Annotated in this window: 14 protein-coding genes; 11 read left to right on the top strand and 3 right to left on the bottom strand. The window is 34.5% G+C overall.

Annotated features, from left to right (window positions below):
- Window positions 1-19: 19 nt before the first annotated feature.
- The 3 genes from ACH2AZ_RS02975 to ACH2AZ_RS02965 are packed head-to-tail and all read left to right on the top strand — an operon-like array spanning window position 20 to window position 998.
- Window positions 20-373 carry a YtxH domain-containing protein gene (locus tag ACH2AZ_RS02975; protein ID WP_394906579.1) on the top strand — a complete coding sequence of 118 codons (354 nt, stop codon included), beginning with the start codon at window positions 20-22 and terminating at the stop codon, window positions 371-373.
- 2 nt (window positions 374-375) lie between these two features.
- Window positions 376-795 (top strand): phage holin family protein, encoded by a 420-nt coding sequence (locus tag ACH2AZ_RS02970; RefSeq protein ID WP_394906578.1) that lies wholly within the window; start codon window positions 376-378, stop codon window positions 793-795.
- The gene (locus ACH2AZ_RS02965) at window positions 792-998 is read left to right on the top strand and encodes a DUF6327 family protein (protein ID WP_147861836.1); all 207 of its coding nucleotides are present in this window, start codon (window positions 792-794) and stop codon (window positions 996-998) included. Before ACH2AZ_RS02970 ends, ACH2AZ_RS02965 begins: the two co-directional genes overlap by 4 nt.
- Window positions 999-1,061: 63 nt before the next feature.
- Here ACH2AZ_RS02965 and ACH2AZ_RS02960 read toward each other — a convergent pair whose 3' ends face one another.
- Window positions 1,062-2,027, bottom strand: a complete 966-nt coding sequence (locus ACH2AZ_RS02960; RefSeq protein ID WP_394906577.1) for an SPFH domain-containing protein — start codon at window positions 2,025-2,027, stop codon at window positions 1,062-1,064.
- A 55-nt stretch (window positions 2,028-2,082) separates the two neighbouring features.
- Here ACH2AZ_RS02960 and ACH2AZ_RS02955 point away from each other — a divergent pair, with 55 nt between their 5' ends.
- Entirely contained in the window at window positions 2,083-2,754 is a 672-nt protein-coding gene (locus ACH2AZ_RS02955) for a hypothetical protein (protein WP_394906576.1), read from the top strand.
- Between the two features lie 64 nt (window positions 2,755-2,818).
- Here ACH2AZ_RS02955 and gltX read toward each other — a convergent pair whose 3' ends face one another.
- Complete coding sequence (gltX, locus tag ACH2AZ_RS02950) at window positions 2,819-4,342, bottom strand: glutamate--tRNA ligase (RefSeq protein ID WP_394906575.1); 1,524 nt, start codon at window positions 4,340-4,342, stop codon at window positions 2,819-2,821.
- A 129-nt stretch (window positions 4,343-4,471) separates the two neighbouring features.
- Between gltX and ACH2AZ_RS02945 the strand changes: the two genes are divergently transcribed.
- The 6 genes from ACH2AZ_RS02945 to ACH2AZ_RS02920 all read left to right on the top strand — a co-directional run bounded on the left by ACH2AZ_RS02945 (window position 4,472) and on the right by ACH2AZ_RS02920 (window position 12,346).
- Window positions 4,472-7,900, top strand: coding sequence for a hypothetical protein (locus ACH2AZ_RS02945; protein WP_394906574.1), 3,429 nt, complete (start codon window positions 4,472-4,474; stop codon window positions 7,898-7,900).
- Window positions 7,887-8,306, top strand: a complete 420-nt coding sequence (gene ybeY, locus ACH2AZ_RS02940) for an rRNA maturation RNase YbeY (RefSeq protein ID WP_394906573.1) — start codon at window positions 7,887-7,889, stop codon at window positions 8,304-8,306. Before ACH2AZ_RS02945 ends, ybeY begins: the two co-directional genes overlap by 14 nt.
- Before the next feature lie 11 nt (window positions 8,307-8,317).
- A complete protein-coding gene (mnmG, locus tag ACH2AZ_RS02935; RefSeq protein WP_394906572.1) occupies window positions 8,318-10,189 on the top strand; it encodes a tRNA uridine-5-carboxymethylaminomethyl(34) synthesis enzyme MnmG in 1,872 nt (623 codons plus the stop codon).
- Window positions 10,190-10,226: 37 nt separating this feature from the next.
- Window positions 10,227-10,769 (top strand): hypothetical protein, encoded by a 543-nt coding sequence (locus ACH2AZ_RS02930; RefSeq protein WP_394906571.1) that lies wholly within the window; start codon window positions 10,227-10,229, stop codon window positions 10,767-10,769.
- Window positions 10,770-10,773: 4 nt separating this feature from the next.
- Window positions 10,774-11,619, top strand: a complete 846-nt coding sequence (locus ACH2AZ_RS02925; RefSeq protein ID WP_394906570.1) for a class I SAM-dependent methyltransferase — start codon at window positions 10,774-10,776, stop codon at window positions 11,617-11,619.
- A 220-nt stretch (window positions 11,620-11,839) separates the two neighbouring features.
- On the top strand, window positions 11,840-12,346 hold the full coding sequence (locus ACH2AZ_RS02920) for an OmpH family outer membrane protein (protein ID WP_394906569.1): 507 nt from the start codon (window positions 11,840-11,842) through the stop codon (window positions 12,344-12,346).
- 33 nt (window positions 12,347-12,379) lie between these two features.
- Here ACH2AZ_RS02920 and ACH2AZ_RS02915 read toward each other — a convergent pair whose 3' ends face one another.
- Window positions 12,380-13,573 carry an ATP-binding protein gene (locus ACH2AZ_RS02915; protein ID WP_394906568.1) on the bottom strand — a complete coding sequence of 398 codons (1,194 nt, stop codon included), beginning with the start codon at window positions 13,571-13,573 and terminating at the stop codon, window positions 12,380-12,382.
- Between the two features lie 86 nt (window positions 13,574-13,659).
- Here ACH2AZ_RS02915 and ACH2AZ_RS02910 point away from each other — a divergent pair, with 86 nt between their 5' ends.
- Entirely contained in the window at window positions 13,660-14,847 is a 1,188-nt protein-coding gene (locus ACH2AZ_RS02910) for a phosphoglycerate kinase (protein WP_394906567.1), read from the top strand.
- The last annotated feature ends 6 nt before the right edge of the window (window positions 14,848-14,853 follow it).

The following is a 14,853-nucleotide window of genomic DNA, read 5'->3' as shown; positions in this document are numbered from 1 at the left end:
AATTTTAAATCTAATCATCATGGCAAATACAGGAAATACCATTTTAGCATTAATTACAGGAGCAGCGATAGGAGCAGGCTTAGGTTTACTTTACGCGCCCGATAAAGGTGTAAACACCCGTAAAAAAATTAATAAAGAGGCCAAAAAAGCTAAGGCAAAACTAGACAAGCAATTAGAAGAAACCTCAAAGAATTTAAGTGAATCTGCTCAAAAAGCTAAAACTAATTTTGAAACCCGCCTAGAAGAAACATTGTCTTCTGCTAGTTATAAAGCCGACGATATTTTGGTTGCTATGGAAGCTAAATTAGAAGAATTGCGCAAAAAAAATGCTCAACTTCAAAAAGAAGCAGGAGGTAAAAAAGCTAACGCCTAATTATGGGGGTAAACCATTTATCTGATCATATTAATGAACTCAACGAAAATATTAAGAATTATATAGAGAGCCAGATTGCTTACTATAAATTAGATATTTTCAAAAAAATGAGTAGAACATCTGCTATGCTGGTTAAATTGCTGGTGGTAGGTGGTATTGGACTGCTTTTTTTATCTTTTTTCTCTGTGGCTATGGCTATACTTATTGGAGAAAGTATTGGTGCTCTTAGTCTTGGTTATTTTATTGTTGCGGCTTTTTATGCCCTAGTGGTACTTTATTTTCTAACCATAGGAAAAAATTTCTTTGATAAATTGATTCTAAAAAAATTATCTAAAGAGTTTTTTAATGACGATAATTTAAAACAAACTGTTGATCAGGCATTAGAAAAGGAATTGAGTCAAACTAACGAAAAAGAGCTATGAGAATTTATACTGATTATAATCAAATAGACGAAGATCTTAAAATTTTAAAATTACAGACACAAATTGATAAAGAAAAAGTTAAGCTCAGTGTCAACGAAATTAAAGAAGATCTTTCACCCGTATCCTTGGTTACTTCTTTATTCTCTGCGGTAGTTAAAAGAGCTTTTATCATAAAGGCGGCTAGTAAACTTTTAGGTAGATAGGCTGAGACTTTAAAGTAAAAAAAAAACCGATTGAAAATTTTCAATCGGTTTTTTTTTTGAGATTTAATTTTCGTTGGCTTGATTATTATCTCGTTTTTTATTGGTAATCCCTTTGGCTTTATTCTGTTCCTTCATTTTTTCACCAATTTGGTTCGAGGCTACAAAAGAAGCAATCATATTATTTAGCATATCGCTTCCTGCTTGTGGTGAATTAGGTAATAAAATCAAGTTGGTATTGGTTTCACCACCTATTGATTGTAAGGTGTCATAATGTTGAGTAACCACAATCAAAGCCGAAGCTTCTTGCGAATTTATTCCTACGTTATTTAGTACGTCTACAGACTCCTCTAATCCACGTGCTATCTCTCTTCTTTGATCGGCTATACCTTGACCTTGTAAACGTTTACTTTCGGCCTCTGCGCGTGCCTTAGCAACAATTTTAATTCGATCTGCTTCAGCTTCATACTCAGCTGCTACCTTTTCGCGTTCAGAAGCGTTAATACGGTTCATAGCTTCTTTTACTTTAACATCAGGATCAATATCGGTTACTAAGGTTTTAATGATATCATAACCATATTCTACCATAGCATCATTTAATTCACCTTTTACAGCAATGGCAATATCATCTTTTCTTTCAAAAACATCGTCTAACTTCATCTTTGGTACCTCTGCACGCACTACATCAAAAACATAAGAAGTGATTTGATTTTGCGGATTTTCTAACTTATAGAAGGCATCATAAACTCTATCGCGTATAACTTGAAATTGTACCGATATTTTTAATAATACAAAAACATCATCTTTCGTTTTGGTTTCTACAATTACATCTAGCTGCTGTATTTTTAGATTAATTCTTCCTGCAATTCGATCAATTAAAGGTATTTTAATTTGTAAACCAGAGTTTCTTACGCTCAAAAATTTACCAAAACGCTCAACAATTGCAGCGCTTTGTTGTTTTACGGTGAATATTCCGGAAATAAGAATTATTAATCCGAAAAAGAATAAAAAGCCCAGTAAAAATGTTCCCATTGTAATAATTTTTTAATTTAGTTAAATATAAGTTTATTTTCCTTTACTTTGACCTATGAAAAAATTTTTATTTGCCTTTTTCTTGTTTTCTTCAGCAGTGTTTTATAGTCAAGAAAACATAGAAAAACCAATAGATTCAATCTCCCAATCTACCGATAAATTAGGACTTAAAATTGGTTTAAATTACTTTGGTTTACAGGGAAATCAATTTGAAACCCAAGACGAGCTCGGCTTTAATGTAGGACTTATTTTTAAAACTGATCTAAGTAAACATGCAGGATTTCTTTATGGAATTGATATTTTCAAACAATATTTTTCTGTAGAAGCTATTGATCTTTTAGGAAGAAAAGAAAACGTTAAAAATGAATTTTTAGCAGGTCAAATACATTTTTCTTTTAACTACAGTTTGATACCCAACCACTTAAGTATTTTTGCAGGTCCAGCAGTACAGTTTAACTCAAAATTAGATTATGACAACCGTTACAAAAATCATCAATTGGTTGCTCAACCCAGCTTAAGTATTACAGAATTTAAAGAAGTAAACCGTTTTAATTTTATCGCTCAAGGCGGAATTATGATGGGATTAAAAAATATACAAGTGTTTCTCAATTACCAATATGGTCTCTCTAACTTTATGGCTCCAAGCAAAGACCAACAAAACCCCGATAAGGAATTTAAAGCCAACGCTAGTACTATTACTGCAGGCTTAGTATTTTTCCTTAATTAAATAGCTCCTTTAAAAAACTTGATTCAGTCTTTTAAAAGAGCTATTAGAATAGAGTAGGAGGAATTTATTTTAGTTGTTGAATAGCAAATTGAATGCGATTAATGGCTTCTTTTTTCCCTATAAAAGCCAAAATATGGAATACATCTGGACCCATCATATCTCCCACTAGGCTTAAGCGTAAAGGTTGCATAATCTTTCCAAAGCCAATACCTTTATTCGTAATAAATGCCTTTATTTCAGTCTGCAATTCTTCTTGTTTTTCTGCCTCTGTACTTCTTAATAACTCAATAAGCTCTTGCATCAAAACTGGTGTATCTTGTTTCCAAGCCTTTTTAGAAGCTTTTGCGTTAAATTCGGCTGGAGCCTGAAAATAATAATGACTTAAGTCCCAAAAATCTTGAACAAAAGTAGCGCGTTCTTTTATTTCATTGACTACATTTTCAATCGCTGATAAATCGGCTTCAATTCCCTTTTGCAAGAGTATTCTTTGAAAATCTTCAGTTAATTTTTCAGTAGTTTGTGTTTGTAAGTAATGATGCTGAAACCATTTGGCTTTATCCGGATCAAATTTGGCACCAGACTTAGATACGTGAGATAAACTAAAGGCTTCAACCAATTCTTCTAATTGGTATAATTCTTTTTCAGAACCTTCACCTTCATTCCAACCTAAAAAGGCCAGCATATTGATTACCGCTTCTGGTAAATACCCATCTTCACGATAGCCATTAAAATATTCACCGGTTTTAGGGTCTTTCCAACGTAACGGAAATACGGGGAATCCCATTTTGTCTCCATCGCGTTTACTCAATTTCCCCTTACCTGTAGGTTTTAAAATTAAAGGTAAATGAGCAAATTTAGGAGCTTTCCAACCAAAAGATCGGTATAATAAAACGTGAAGCGCTAAAGACGGTAACCATTCTTCGCCACGAATTACATGGGTAATTTGCATTAAATAATCATCTACAATATTTGCGAGATGGTAGGTGGGCATGCCATCACTTTTAAAAAGTACTTTATCGTCTAATACTTTTGTATTTACTTGTATCTCTCCGCGAATTTCATCGGTTAGCTGTAAGGTTTCATTCTCTGGTGTTTTAAATCGAATTACATAAGGATCGCCCGCTTCTAATTTTTGCTGAACTTCGTCGGCTGGCATAGAAAGCGAATTTTTGAGCGATTGTCTATTGCTCCAATTATAAATGAAGGTTTCTTTTTTTGACTCGGCTATAGCTCTCGCTTCTGTTAATTCTTCGGCAGTATCAAAAGCATAATACGCCCTATTTTGTTGTATTAAAATCTCGGCATATTCCTTGTACATCGATTTGCGTTCGCTTTGTCGGTAGGGACCAACATTTTTTTCTTTATTAGGCCCTTCGTCATAAGGAATGTTGAGCCAATTCAATGCCTCAATAATATAGTCTTCTGCGCCAGGTACAAATCTATTTTGATCGGTATCTTCTATGCGTAATATGAATTCACCTTGGTGTTTTTTAGCAAATAAATAGTTATATAGTGCCGTTCGCACGCCGCCAATATGTAAAGGGCCTGTTGGGCTGGGTGCAAATCTTACTCTTACGTGGTTTGACATAGCTTTTATTTTTTGGCAAAGATACAACCTATATTGATTTTAAGAAATGCTCGAGCATACTTGTGCGTTAAAAGCCTAGTGCATGTCATGAAAAAAATATATTTTTATAAGTTATAAGTATAGGTAACAATGGAGCACTTCAGTGTAATTGAAAAGAAACTTACTCAATTTATTAGGCGGTATTATACCAATGAATTGATAAAGGGAATTTTATTGTTCTTTAGTATTGGAATCCTTTATTTTTTGGGTGTTGTTTTTTTAGAATATACACTTTGGTTAAATCCTTTTGTTCGGAAGTTTTTATTTTGGATTTTTATAGGTGTAGAGGCTATTTTATTGTTTAAATTAGTAGGTATTCCTTTACTTCAACTCTTTAGGATTCGTCAAGGAATTAGCTACGAAGAGGCTTCTCGATTAATAGGAAAACACTTTACCGAAGTAGATGATAAACTGCTCAATCTTTTGCAGTTACAAAATAAATTAAGCAAAGAGGACTCTAAGTTATTGATTGCTAGTATAGAGCAAAAAGCAATTGAACTCAAGCCAATACCCTTTCAACAGGCTATTAGTTTTAAAAGTAGTTTAAGTTACGCTAAGTGGGCTATTTTGCCCGCCCTTATTTTTACAATAATCTATGTTACAGATTCTCTAGATTCATTCAATCAAAGCTATGCCAGGGTAGTGCAGTATAACCAAGAATTTACGCCACCAGCACCTTTTGAATTTAGCATAGATAAAAATCAGTTACAACATTTTGAAAAGCAGAGTTTTACTCTAGAGGTTAAAGTGCATGGTAAACTTTTACCAGAATCGGTTCACTTATTGACCAAGGATCGTAAACAATTACTTAAGAAAATAGATCAAAATACCTTTACATTTTATTTTGATAATCTTACCGAGAATTTATCGTTTAAACTCGGTGCCAATGGTTTTTATTCAAATACTTATGACTTGCTGGTACGTCCCGTACCCAAGTTAATCGATTTTAAAATGCAATTGCAATACCCTGCATATTTAAATAGATCGGACAAAACGGTTAAGGGAACGGGTAATGCTAAAATACCAGAAGGTACTAATGTAAAATGGTTGCTAAACACTGAGAATACAGATGCTGTTAGTCTTAACACCAATGACACTTTAATAGCAATGACTAAGGATGCGGGACTTTTTTATTTTAACAAGAATAATATTAAAGAGCACTTATCCTACGAAGTATATACCAGTAATGCCTATATAGATTCATATGAAAGAATGAATTATAAGATTGAGGTTGTCAAAGATGAGCTTCCGCGGATTAAGATGCAACGGCAAATAGACAGTTTAGAAACTGATAATTGGTATTTTAAAGGCAGTATACAAGATGATCATGGTTTGGCCCATTTGGCGTTGGTTATTTATCCTTTAAATCAAAGAGAAAAGAAAAAAGCTATTTCTATTGCCTTTAGCGGAGAGAACTTTGCCGAGTTCTATTATGACTTCCCAAAAGGACTGGACTTAGCACCTGGAAAGGCTTATCAATTTTATTTTGAAGTTAAAGATAACGATGAAGTAAACGGTTTTAAAAGAGCAAGGAGTGAAGTCTATAACTATAGGGTACAATCTGAGAAAGAGAAGGAAGAACAGTCATTAACCGAACAAAAGCAAGCCATATCGGGAATGAGTGAGTCTTTAGACGAAATGCAAAAACAGCAAGTTAATTTGAATAATCTAAAAGATGATCAAAGAGAAAAAGCTCAGTTAAGCTATCAAGATAAGCAAAGATTAAAGAATTTAGCGGAAAGGGAAAAACAACAAAATGAAATGATGGAGAAGTTTGCTAAATCACTTGAAAAAGAATTGAATAAAAATGAAAAAAATTCCTTGCTAAAAGAAGCCTTAAAAGAGCGCTTAAACGAAGTGAATAAAGACCGTGAGAAGGATGATAATTTATTGAAAGAATTAGAAAAATACCAAGATAAAATCCGTAAAGACCGTTTAGATGAAAAGATGGAAAAATTGGGTCAAAACAACCTGACTCAACAAAAAAAGCTAGCGGAGTTATTGGAATTAACCAAGCGGTTTTACGTGGAGCAAAAAGCCGAACAATTAGCTGCCGATTTGAAGGAATTAGCCGATAAACAAAATGAATTAAGCTATAAAAAAGAGGAGAATACGGCCGAGGAACAAAAGGAGTTAAATGATGAATTTGAAGAATGGCAGAAAAACATTGATCAATTGCATAAAGAGAATGATGCCTTGATTAAGCCATTAAAATTAGAACGTTCTGAAGTGTTAGAACGATCTATTAAAAAAGATCAAGAACAGGCAGAGAATATTTTAGAAGAGCAGAAGGAGAATACAGAAAATCAAGAGCAATCCCAACAGAATAGTAATCAGAGTAAAGCCGAAAAGAAGCAACGTCAGGCGGCTCAAAAAATGCAGCAAATGAGCCAGAAAATGCAACAAATGATGCAGAGTGGGGAGCAAGAACAAATGCAAGAAGATGCGGCAATGTTAGAAAGGCTATTGCATAATTTATTACGGTTTAGCTTTAGTCAAGAGGATCTAATACAGCAATCAGAAGAATTTAAAGTGCAAAACGCTTTATTAAAAGGCATTAGAACTCAACAAAAGCTAAAGGAAAATTTTAAACATATAGACGATAGTTTATTTGCATTGGCAAGCAGAAACCCCATGATTTCACCTAAAATAGATGAAGTTATAACGAGTATAAATTCTAAGGTAGATAAAGCTTTATCTCGTTTAGCCGAAAATGAGGTGAACTATGCTAGCTCTAATATGCAGTATGTTTTTAAAGGGGCAAATGATTTGGCTAATATGCTTGCGCAAAGCTTAGATCAAATGCAATCAGCTATGCAAATGATGGGTCAGGGTAAATCGGGTCAAGGTAAACCGAAACCTGGACAAGGCAAGGGTCAAGACGGAGAATTTCAATTAGAAACTATTATTAAAAAACAGGGAGAACTGGGTAAAAAGGAAGGAAACAAACCTGGTTCAAAACAAGAAGGTAAGCAGGGGCAGAAAGGACAAGAGGGTCAAAAAGGTGAACAAGAAGGAGCAGGCGCACAGGGCGAGTCTGGACACTCTAATTCTGAGCAGGGAAAAGACGGAAAGTCTGGAATATTGGGCGATTCGGAAAAAATGAGTAAAGAGATATTCGAAATTTACAAACAACAACAAGCACTGCGTTTTCAATTAGAAGATGTTTTAGAGTCCTTTAATATGGATAAAGAGGCGAATCGATTACTAAGGAAAATGCAAGAAGTTGAGAAGAAGATTTTAACCCAAGGCTATACCGAAGAGACGGGAAGGAGAATGCGCGATATTCAACATCAATTAATACAAATTAAAGGAGCTTTGTTAGAACAGGAACAAGAAAATAGACGTACCGCAACAACTAATGAAAAGGAGTTTAGGAATGAGCTAGATAGGCTTCCCTTAAAGGCTAAAGAATATTTCCAAATGGATGATATTTTAAATCGACAAAGCTTACCTTTGCAACCAAAATACGAAGAAAAAGTACGTAATTATTTTAAGAATACCAATGATTCATTTTAATAACGAAAACGATTTTCAGCTTCCTTTTCCACAGAAATATGAACGCTGGATTAACCAAATTATCTTATCTGAAAAGCATCGTCTAGGCGAAATTAATTATGTTTTTTGCGATGATGATTTTTTGCTTAAAATTAATCAGGACTATCTTAATCATGATACCTATACCGATATCATTACTTTTGATTATAGGGTAGGTAGGGAGTTGTTTTCAGATATATACATTTCTACCGATCAAGTAAAAGAGAATGCCGAAAAATTTGGGGTTAGTTTTGAAAATGAACTTAAACGGGTTATGGCACATGGGATTTTGCATTTATGCGGATACGGTGATGCGACCGATGCTGAAAAGAGAATAATGCGTGAAAAAGAGAATGAAAAAATTGATATGTTCCACGTGGAACATTAAAAGCGTTAAGAATGTTTGATAAAGAATATGATGTTATTGTTGTAGGTGGAGGTCATGCAGGTAGCGAAGCTGCTGCGGCATCGGCTAACATGGGATGTAAAACACTTTTAATTACCATGAATTTACAAAATATCGCTCAAATGTCGTGTAATCCGGCAATGGGGGGTATAGCTAAAGGTCAAATTGTACGTGAAATTGATGCAATGGGGGGTTATAGTGGTATTGTAAGTGATACCAGTGCAATACAATTTAAAATGCTTAATAAAAGCAAGGGTCCAGCGATGTGGAGTCCCCGAGTGCAAAGTGATAGAATGCGTTTTGCAGAAGATTGGCGGCTTATGCTAGAACAAACACCAAATCTAGATTTTTATCAAGATATGGTAGAAGGGATTTGGTTAGAAAAAGATAAATTAAAAGGAGTTAAAACAGGATTAGGATTAAAAATAAAAGCCAAATCGGTTATCTTAACCAACGGAACTTTCCTAAACGGTCTTATTCATATCGGGGAAAAAAACTTTGGGGGAGGAAGAGCAGGAGAAAGAGCTGCTACTGGCATTACTTCAGACTTAATTGAATTGGGGTTCGAAGCCGGTAGAATGAAAACCGGTACACCTCCGAGAGTGGATGGACGTTCTTTAGATTTTTCTAAAATGGTTGAACAACCTGGTGATGAGAATCCGGCTAAATTCTCTTATTTAGATGTAACACAACCTTTAAAAAACCAGCGTAGTTGTCATATGACTTATACTTCTAATTTGGTTCACGATCTGCTACGCGAAGGTTTTGATCGTTCGCCTATGTTTAACGGACGTATTGAAAGTGTCGGTCCACGTTATTGTCCAAGTATCGAGGATAAAATAAACCGTTTTGCAGATAAGGATCGGCACCAACTTTTTGTAGAACCAGAGGGCTGGAAAACTGTTGAATATTATGTAAATGGCTTCTCTACTTCCTTGCCAGAAGAGGTACAATACAACGCACTTAAATCAGTAAAAGGATTTGAAAACGTAAAATTTTTCAGACCCGGATACGCAATTGAATATGATTATTTTCCGCCAACACAACTAAAGCATACTCTGGAAACCAAGTTGGTTGATCACCTGTATTTCGCTGGGCAAATAAATGGTACTACAGGTTATGAAGAAGCTGCGAGTCAAGGATTAATGGCAGGAATTAATGCAGCGCTTAAAATCCAAGAAAGAGAAGAGTTTATTTTAAAGAGAGATGAAGCTTATATTGGTGTTTTAATAGATGATTTAATAACTAAAGGTACAGAAGAGCCTTATAGAATGTTCACCAGTAGAGCCGAATATAGAACGCTTCTACGTCAAGATAATGCCGATTTTAGGCTTACTCAAAAAAGTTTTGACATAGGATTGGCTAGTGAAGCTCGCTTAAAGCGGATGAATTACAAGCAGGAAGAAGCTGATAAAATGGTTCAGTTTTTTAAAGATACTAGCGTTGCACCAAAAGAGATGAATCCTATTTTAGAAGCGCACAATTCTGCACCTGTGAAGCAAGCCGGTAAGATGTTTAAAATCTTCGCAAGACCTAAAATGACTTTAGAGACTATGCGTTCGGTAAAAGTAGTTGAAGATTACATAGAGGCGCACCAACTTGATGACGAAATTTTAGAGCAAGTAGAGATACAGGTTAAATATTCGGGTTACATCGAGAAAGAAAAAAACAATGCAGATAAATTGAATCGGCTAGAAAACTTAAAAATTCCAGAAAATTTTGATTACTTTAAGTTGCAATCCATGTCGATGGAGGCAAGGCAGAAACTATCGGAGATCAAACCTACAACGGTTTCTCAAGCTTCTAGGGTGAGTGGCGTTAGTCCCGCAGATATTTCGGTTTTATTGGTTTATATGGGAAGATAAACTCTATTGTTTCACGTGGAACAATTAAGGCAATGTTATGAAAAGACTAATAATTTTACTGTTTTTATCGCTAAATTTAAGTGCTTGTTTTAATCTAAAAAAAGCTCGGGAAATAGAATTTTATGAGTTAGAATCTCCAGAGAAAAGCGTTTTTAATTTAACCGGATACGTTTTTGAAACCAATAGCAATCTTCAAAATCAAAGACAGCAAATTGCCAATCATTTCGGAAAAAGTGCAACCGATAATTTAAATTATTTTACAACTAACAGGATTGTTCCAGATCAATCGATAAACGTATACTTACATTATACAACAGACTATGATGCCAGGGTTAATTTATTAAATCCAGTGGTAGATAAATTATTGTATGATGATAATAGAGATACATGGGAAAAAGAACAAGATTATCAAAGGCAAGTAGACAGAAGAAGAAAACGGGCTCGAGCAAACAATACCCATTATTATATGAGCATTTATTTGATGGATGCCAATGGGAATGATGTTTTAGGTCAAGAGGATCTAACTAAAGAAATAGCAATCAAAAATTTAGATCGATTGCGGAAAAAATTAAGCCGATAAAATTATGAACTTGTTAGAGCCTCAAAGAAAAATTTTTGAAACCAAAGATTTTACCGTTTCTAATGAAACATTTGAATTGTATGCTAATTCCACCGAGAATATCTTAGTTACCCAACCCCAACCTGCTTTAGATAAATTACCCAACTATTATAGTAGCGAAGACTATATTTCTCACACCGATGCATCTTTTAGTGTTTTTGATAAAATTTACCAGATGGTAAAACGTCATATGCTCAAAAAGAAAGCTAAGTGGATTGAAAATCTAAATCTATCGGGAAACCGGATATTAGATATTGGCGCAGGTACAGGATCTTTTTTACAATTTATGAGTACTCGTGGTTGGGATACCAATGGGGTAGAACCGAATCATAAAGCAAGAGTCTTGTCAAAAGATAAAGGCATAAAGTTACAGAAAGATTTGTCGGCAGTAAAAGGGCAATTTGACGTAATAAGTTTATGGCACGTATTGGAGCATTTACCAAAATTACCCGCTCAAATTGAGCAGATGAAAAATTTGTTACGTCAAGATGGAAAACTGATAATTGCTGTACCTAATTATACCAGTTATGATGCCCAATACTACCAATCTTTTTGGGCGGCTTATGACGTACCAAGACACTTGTGGCATTTCTCGCCAGAGGGATTAATTTCCCTTCTAAAACAATTTGATCTAAAGTTGGTAAAAACTCATCCTTTGAAATTTGACGCTTATTATGTAAGTTGGCTTTCTGAAAAAAATAGAACGACCAAGAATCCTTTTAAAGCATTTTGGGTAGCTACTAAAAGTAATTATCAGGCAAAACGAACTAACGCCTATTCAAGTCTGGTATATATCTTCGAAAGTATATAAATTTATAATTAACCTATATAAGCTAATTTAAGAGTACTTTTTGTTAAATACATCTACTACCTTATATTTTGAATTTAATCCGCTTAAATCGCTTTAAATTAAGCTTATTTTTATAGAGATATATTATAGGAGAAAGTTTATAAATAAGATTTTATTATTGTTCAATTTTTTTATTATGACAAGTAAATACTTATTACATTTGCTAAAAATAAAATTAAATATGAAGAAAATAGTTTTTGCTGTCATTGGGGTTTTCGCACTGGTATCTTGTAATCAAGAAAAAACAGCTTATGTAGATAACACTGTGCTAATTCAAGATTTTTCACAGATGAAAGAAACCGAAAAACGTTTCAATAAAAAATCTGAAAAACTAAAACGTACGCTAGATTCTACCGCGATGGCTTTTAGACAAGAAGTTGAATCTTATCAAAACAAAATGCAATCACTATCCGCGCAAGCTAGACAAGAACAAGAGGCGGCTTTGATGCAAAAACAACAGCAATTGCAACAGAGTCAGCAAATGCAAAGCCAAGCTTTAAGACAAGAAAGCGATGAAGTAATTGATTCTCTCATCACCAAGGTAAAAGACTTTGTAGCTACCTACGGAGAGAAAAATAATTATACCTATATCTTCGGGTCTAATGAATCGGCAAATATTATGTATGCCAAAGAGGGTAAAGATATTACGCAAGAAGTTTTAAAGGCCCTGAATGAGTCAGTAAAATAAACCTATTATTGCATAATTTTATAAAAAGGTTGCCTAATCGGCAGCCTTTTTTAGTTCTTGTTCTTTCTTGTGAATTAGTCGCGTAAGTTGAATGGATAAATCGGTCAAAATTAATTTATCATTTCCATTACGCTCAATATGGTAAAGCGCTTTTTCTATTTCTATTTGAATAGGTATTATGTTACCCCCGTGAATAAAAGGGGCGAAATTTTTTAATTTAAAACCAGCAGTTTTGGGTTGAAGATGTACCAAATCGTTTGCCGAATAATTAAGCAATAAGGCTTGTCTAAAAAAGTTTAAACAATATAATAAAAATTGCTTTTGGGTTTCTCGACCGGTTTGAGCGACCTCTGTACTCCAATTAATGAGATCTTTTATAGCCGTTTTATTACCTTTAGCTCTAAAGGCAGCACGTACCCAGGTGATAAACCATTTTTCAAATAGTTCTTCGGTTTCAGATTGGTTGATTAATTTTAATGCCTTTTGAAAATCACCCTCGGCTTGTTGTGCAATTTGCAATGCTAAATTGGGCTCGATTTGCTTTTCAATTAAAGCCTCACTTAAAACCGCTTCTCCTAAAGGAGGAAAATGCAAAACTTGACACCTAGATTTGATGGTTGATATAATTCGGTCTTCGTGAGCAGTAAGTAAAAGCAATACGGTTTTTGAAGGCGGCTCTTCTACCAATTTTAATAGCTTGTTCGCACAATCGTTATTCATTTTGTCTGCTCCCCAAATAATAAAGACTTTATATCCGCCAGAAAAAGATTTTAACGACGCGTCTTTTAAGATATTTTCGGCATCCCTAACGTTGATAATCCCTTGCTTTTTCTCCTCATCAAGGTATTGGTTCCACGCATATTCGTCTGCATAAAGATTTTCCTGTATGAAATTTTTCCATTCGCTTTGGTAATCCTTGCTAGATTGCTTTTTATTGGCTTTTCTTAAAACAGAAGGAAAAACAAAATGTAAATCGGGGTGCGATAAATCATTTACATATTGTTTGGCTTGTGATTTGTTCTTCTCGGGACCACATTCGCTTAAAATGTACTGTGCATAAGCTAAAGCCATTGGTAGGGTACCAAATCCTGTTGAACCCACAAAGAGTTGAGCGTGGGGAATAACATGCTTACTTGCGGTTTTTTGCAAGTGATTTTTAATATGATCTAAGCCGATTATAGAAGAAAAATCCATAAAGCGAAAGTACATAAATTTTTGTAATTTCATCCCGATTTAAAAATTGCCACAAGTGTTAAGACTTTGGGCTGTTTTTATATTTTTACGAACTTAAATTAATGCTAAAATAGAATGCGATGAAGACTATAGATCAGTTTAACTTTAAAGATAAAAAGGCACTTATTAGAGTTGATTTTAATGTACCCTTAAACGAGGATTTTGAGGTTACCGATACCACTCGAATATTAGCAGCAAAACCAAGTATAGATAAAATACTCAACCAAGGAGGAGCTGCCATTCTAATGTCTCACCTAGGTAGACCCGAAAACCAAGAACAAAAATATTCTTTAAAGCATATTGTACCAACATTATCTGAAATTTTGGGAGTTGAAGTTAAGTTTGTAGAAAATTGTGTAGGCAGTAAAGCCGAAGAAGCTGCAAATCAGCTTAAAGCCGGTGAAGTATTATTACTCGAGAACTTACGCTATCATAAAGAAGAAAAACAAGGTGATTCTGAGTTCGCAAAAGCATTAGCTAGTTTGGGAGATATTTATGTGAATGATGCTTTTGGTACGGCTCACCGTGCACACGCATCAACAACGGTAGTGGCTCAATTTTTTGAGCATAAATGCTTCGGATATCTTCTAGCCAAAGAAATTGAGAGTATCAATAAGGTTTTTCAAGCCAAAGAAAAACCGGTGACTGCTATATTAGGCGGAGCAAAAGTGTCTTCAAAAATAACTGTAATCAGTCATATTTTAGATAAAATAGATCATTTAATAATTGGTGGGGGAATGACCTTCACTTTTATAAAAGCATTAGGTGGTGAGGTAGGTAGTTCTTTAGTAGAAGATGATAAATTAGCTTTAGCCTTACAGATTTTAGAAGAAGCTAAAGCTAAAAAAGTACAAGTACATTTACCGGTAGATGCGGTCATAGCCGATGCTTTTAAAGATGATGCAAAAATTAAACTGAGTGCGATTGATAATATACCTGAAAATTGGATGGGGTTAGACGTAGGGCCAGAGACCAGCAAGCTTTTTGAGCAAATAATTCAACAAAGCCAGATTATTTTATGGAATGGACCTGTAGGGGTTTTTGAAATGTCTTCTTTCGCTAAAGGAACTTTAAATTTAGGAAACGCAATTGCAAAAGCAACAAAAGAAGGAGCTTTCTCGTTAGTAGGAGGAGGAGATAGCGTAGCCGCCGTGAAACAATTTGGTTTAGCCGACCAAGTTAGCTATGTTTCCACTGGAGGTGGTGCAATGCTCGAAATGTTAGAAGGCAAAGAATTGCCAGGAATAGCAGCCATAAACAAAGATTAATTTAAA

This window comes from uncultured Mesonia sp. (assembly GCA_947499595.1).
In the GTDB taxonomy this organism is placed as follows: Bacteria; Bacteroidota; Bacteroidia; order Flavobacteriales; family Flavobacteriaceae; genus Mesonia; species Mesonia sediminis.
Note: the sequence above shows the minus strand (reverse complement) of the source record. Positions and strands in the feature narration are given on the sequence as shown.

Bases quoted from the DNA above. Each gene is read 5' to 3' on its own strand.
- ACH2AZ_RS02970 (WP_394906578.1), top strand. From the start codon at position 376: ATGGGGGTAAACCATTTATCTGATCATATTAATGAACTCAACGAAAAT.
- ybeY (WP_394906573.1), top strand. From the start codon at position 7,887: ATGATTCATTTTAATAACGAAAACGATTTTCAGCTTCCTTTTCCACAG.
- ACH2AZ_RS02925 (WP_394906570.1), top strand. From the start codon at position 10,774: ATGAACTTGTTAGAGCCTCAAAGAAAAATTTTTGAAACCAAAGATTTT.
- ACH2AZ_RS02965 (WP_147861836.1), top strand. From the start codon at position 792: ATGAGAATTTATACTGATTATAATCAAATAGACGAAGATCTTAAAATT.
- ACH2AZ_RS02945 (WP_394906574.1), top strand. From the start codon at position 4,472: ATGGAGCACTTCAGTGTAATTGAAAAGAAACTTACTCAATTTATTAGG.
- ACH2AZ_RS02960 (WP_394906577.1), bottom strand. From the start codon at position 2,027: ATGGGAACATTTTTACTGGGCTTTTTATTCTTTTTCGGATTAATAATT.
- ACH2AZ_RS02920 (WP_394906569.1), top strand. From the start codon at position 11,840: ATGAAGAAAATAGTTTTTGCTGTCATTGGGGTTTTCGCACTGGTATCT.
- ACH2AZ_RS02975 (WP_394906579.1), top strand. From the start codon at position 20: ATGGCAAATACAGGAAATACCATTTTAGCATTAATTACAGGAGCAGCG.
- ACH2AZ_RS02910 (WP_394906567.1), top strand. From the start codon at position 13,660: ATGAAGACTATAGATCAGTTTAACTTTAAAGATAAAAAGGCACTTATT.
- gltX (WP_394906575.1), bottom strand. From the start codon at position 4,342: ATGTCAAACCACGTAAGAGTAAGATTTGCACCCAGCCCAACAGGCCCT.
- ACH2AZ_RS02930 (WP_394906571.1), top strand. From the start codon at position 10,227: ATGAAAAGACTAATAATTTTACTGTTTTTATCGCTAAATTTAAGTGCT.
- mnmG (WP_394906572.1), top strand. From the start codon at position 8,318: ATGTTTGATAAAGAATATGATGTTATTGTTGTAGGTGGAGGTCATGCA.
- ACH2AZ_RS02955 (WP_394906576.1), top strand. From the start codon at position 2,083: ATGAAAAAATTTTTATTTGCCTTTTTCTTGTTTTCTTCAGCAGTGTTT.
- ACH2AZ_RS02915 (WP_394906568.1), bottom strand. From the start codon at position 13,573: ATGAAATTACAAAAATTTATGTACTTTCGCTTTATGGATTTTTCTTCT.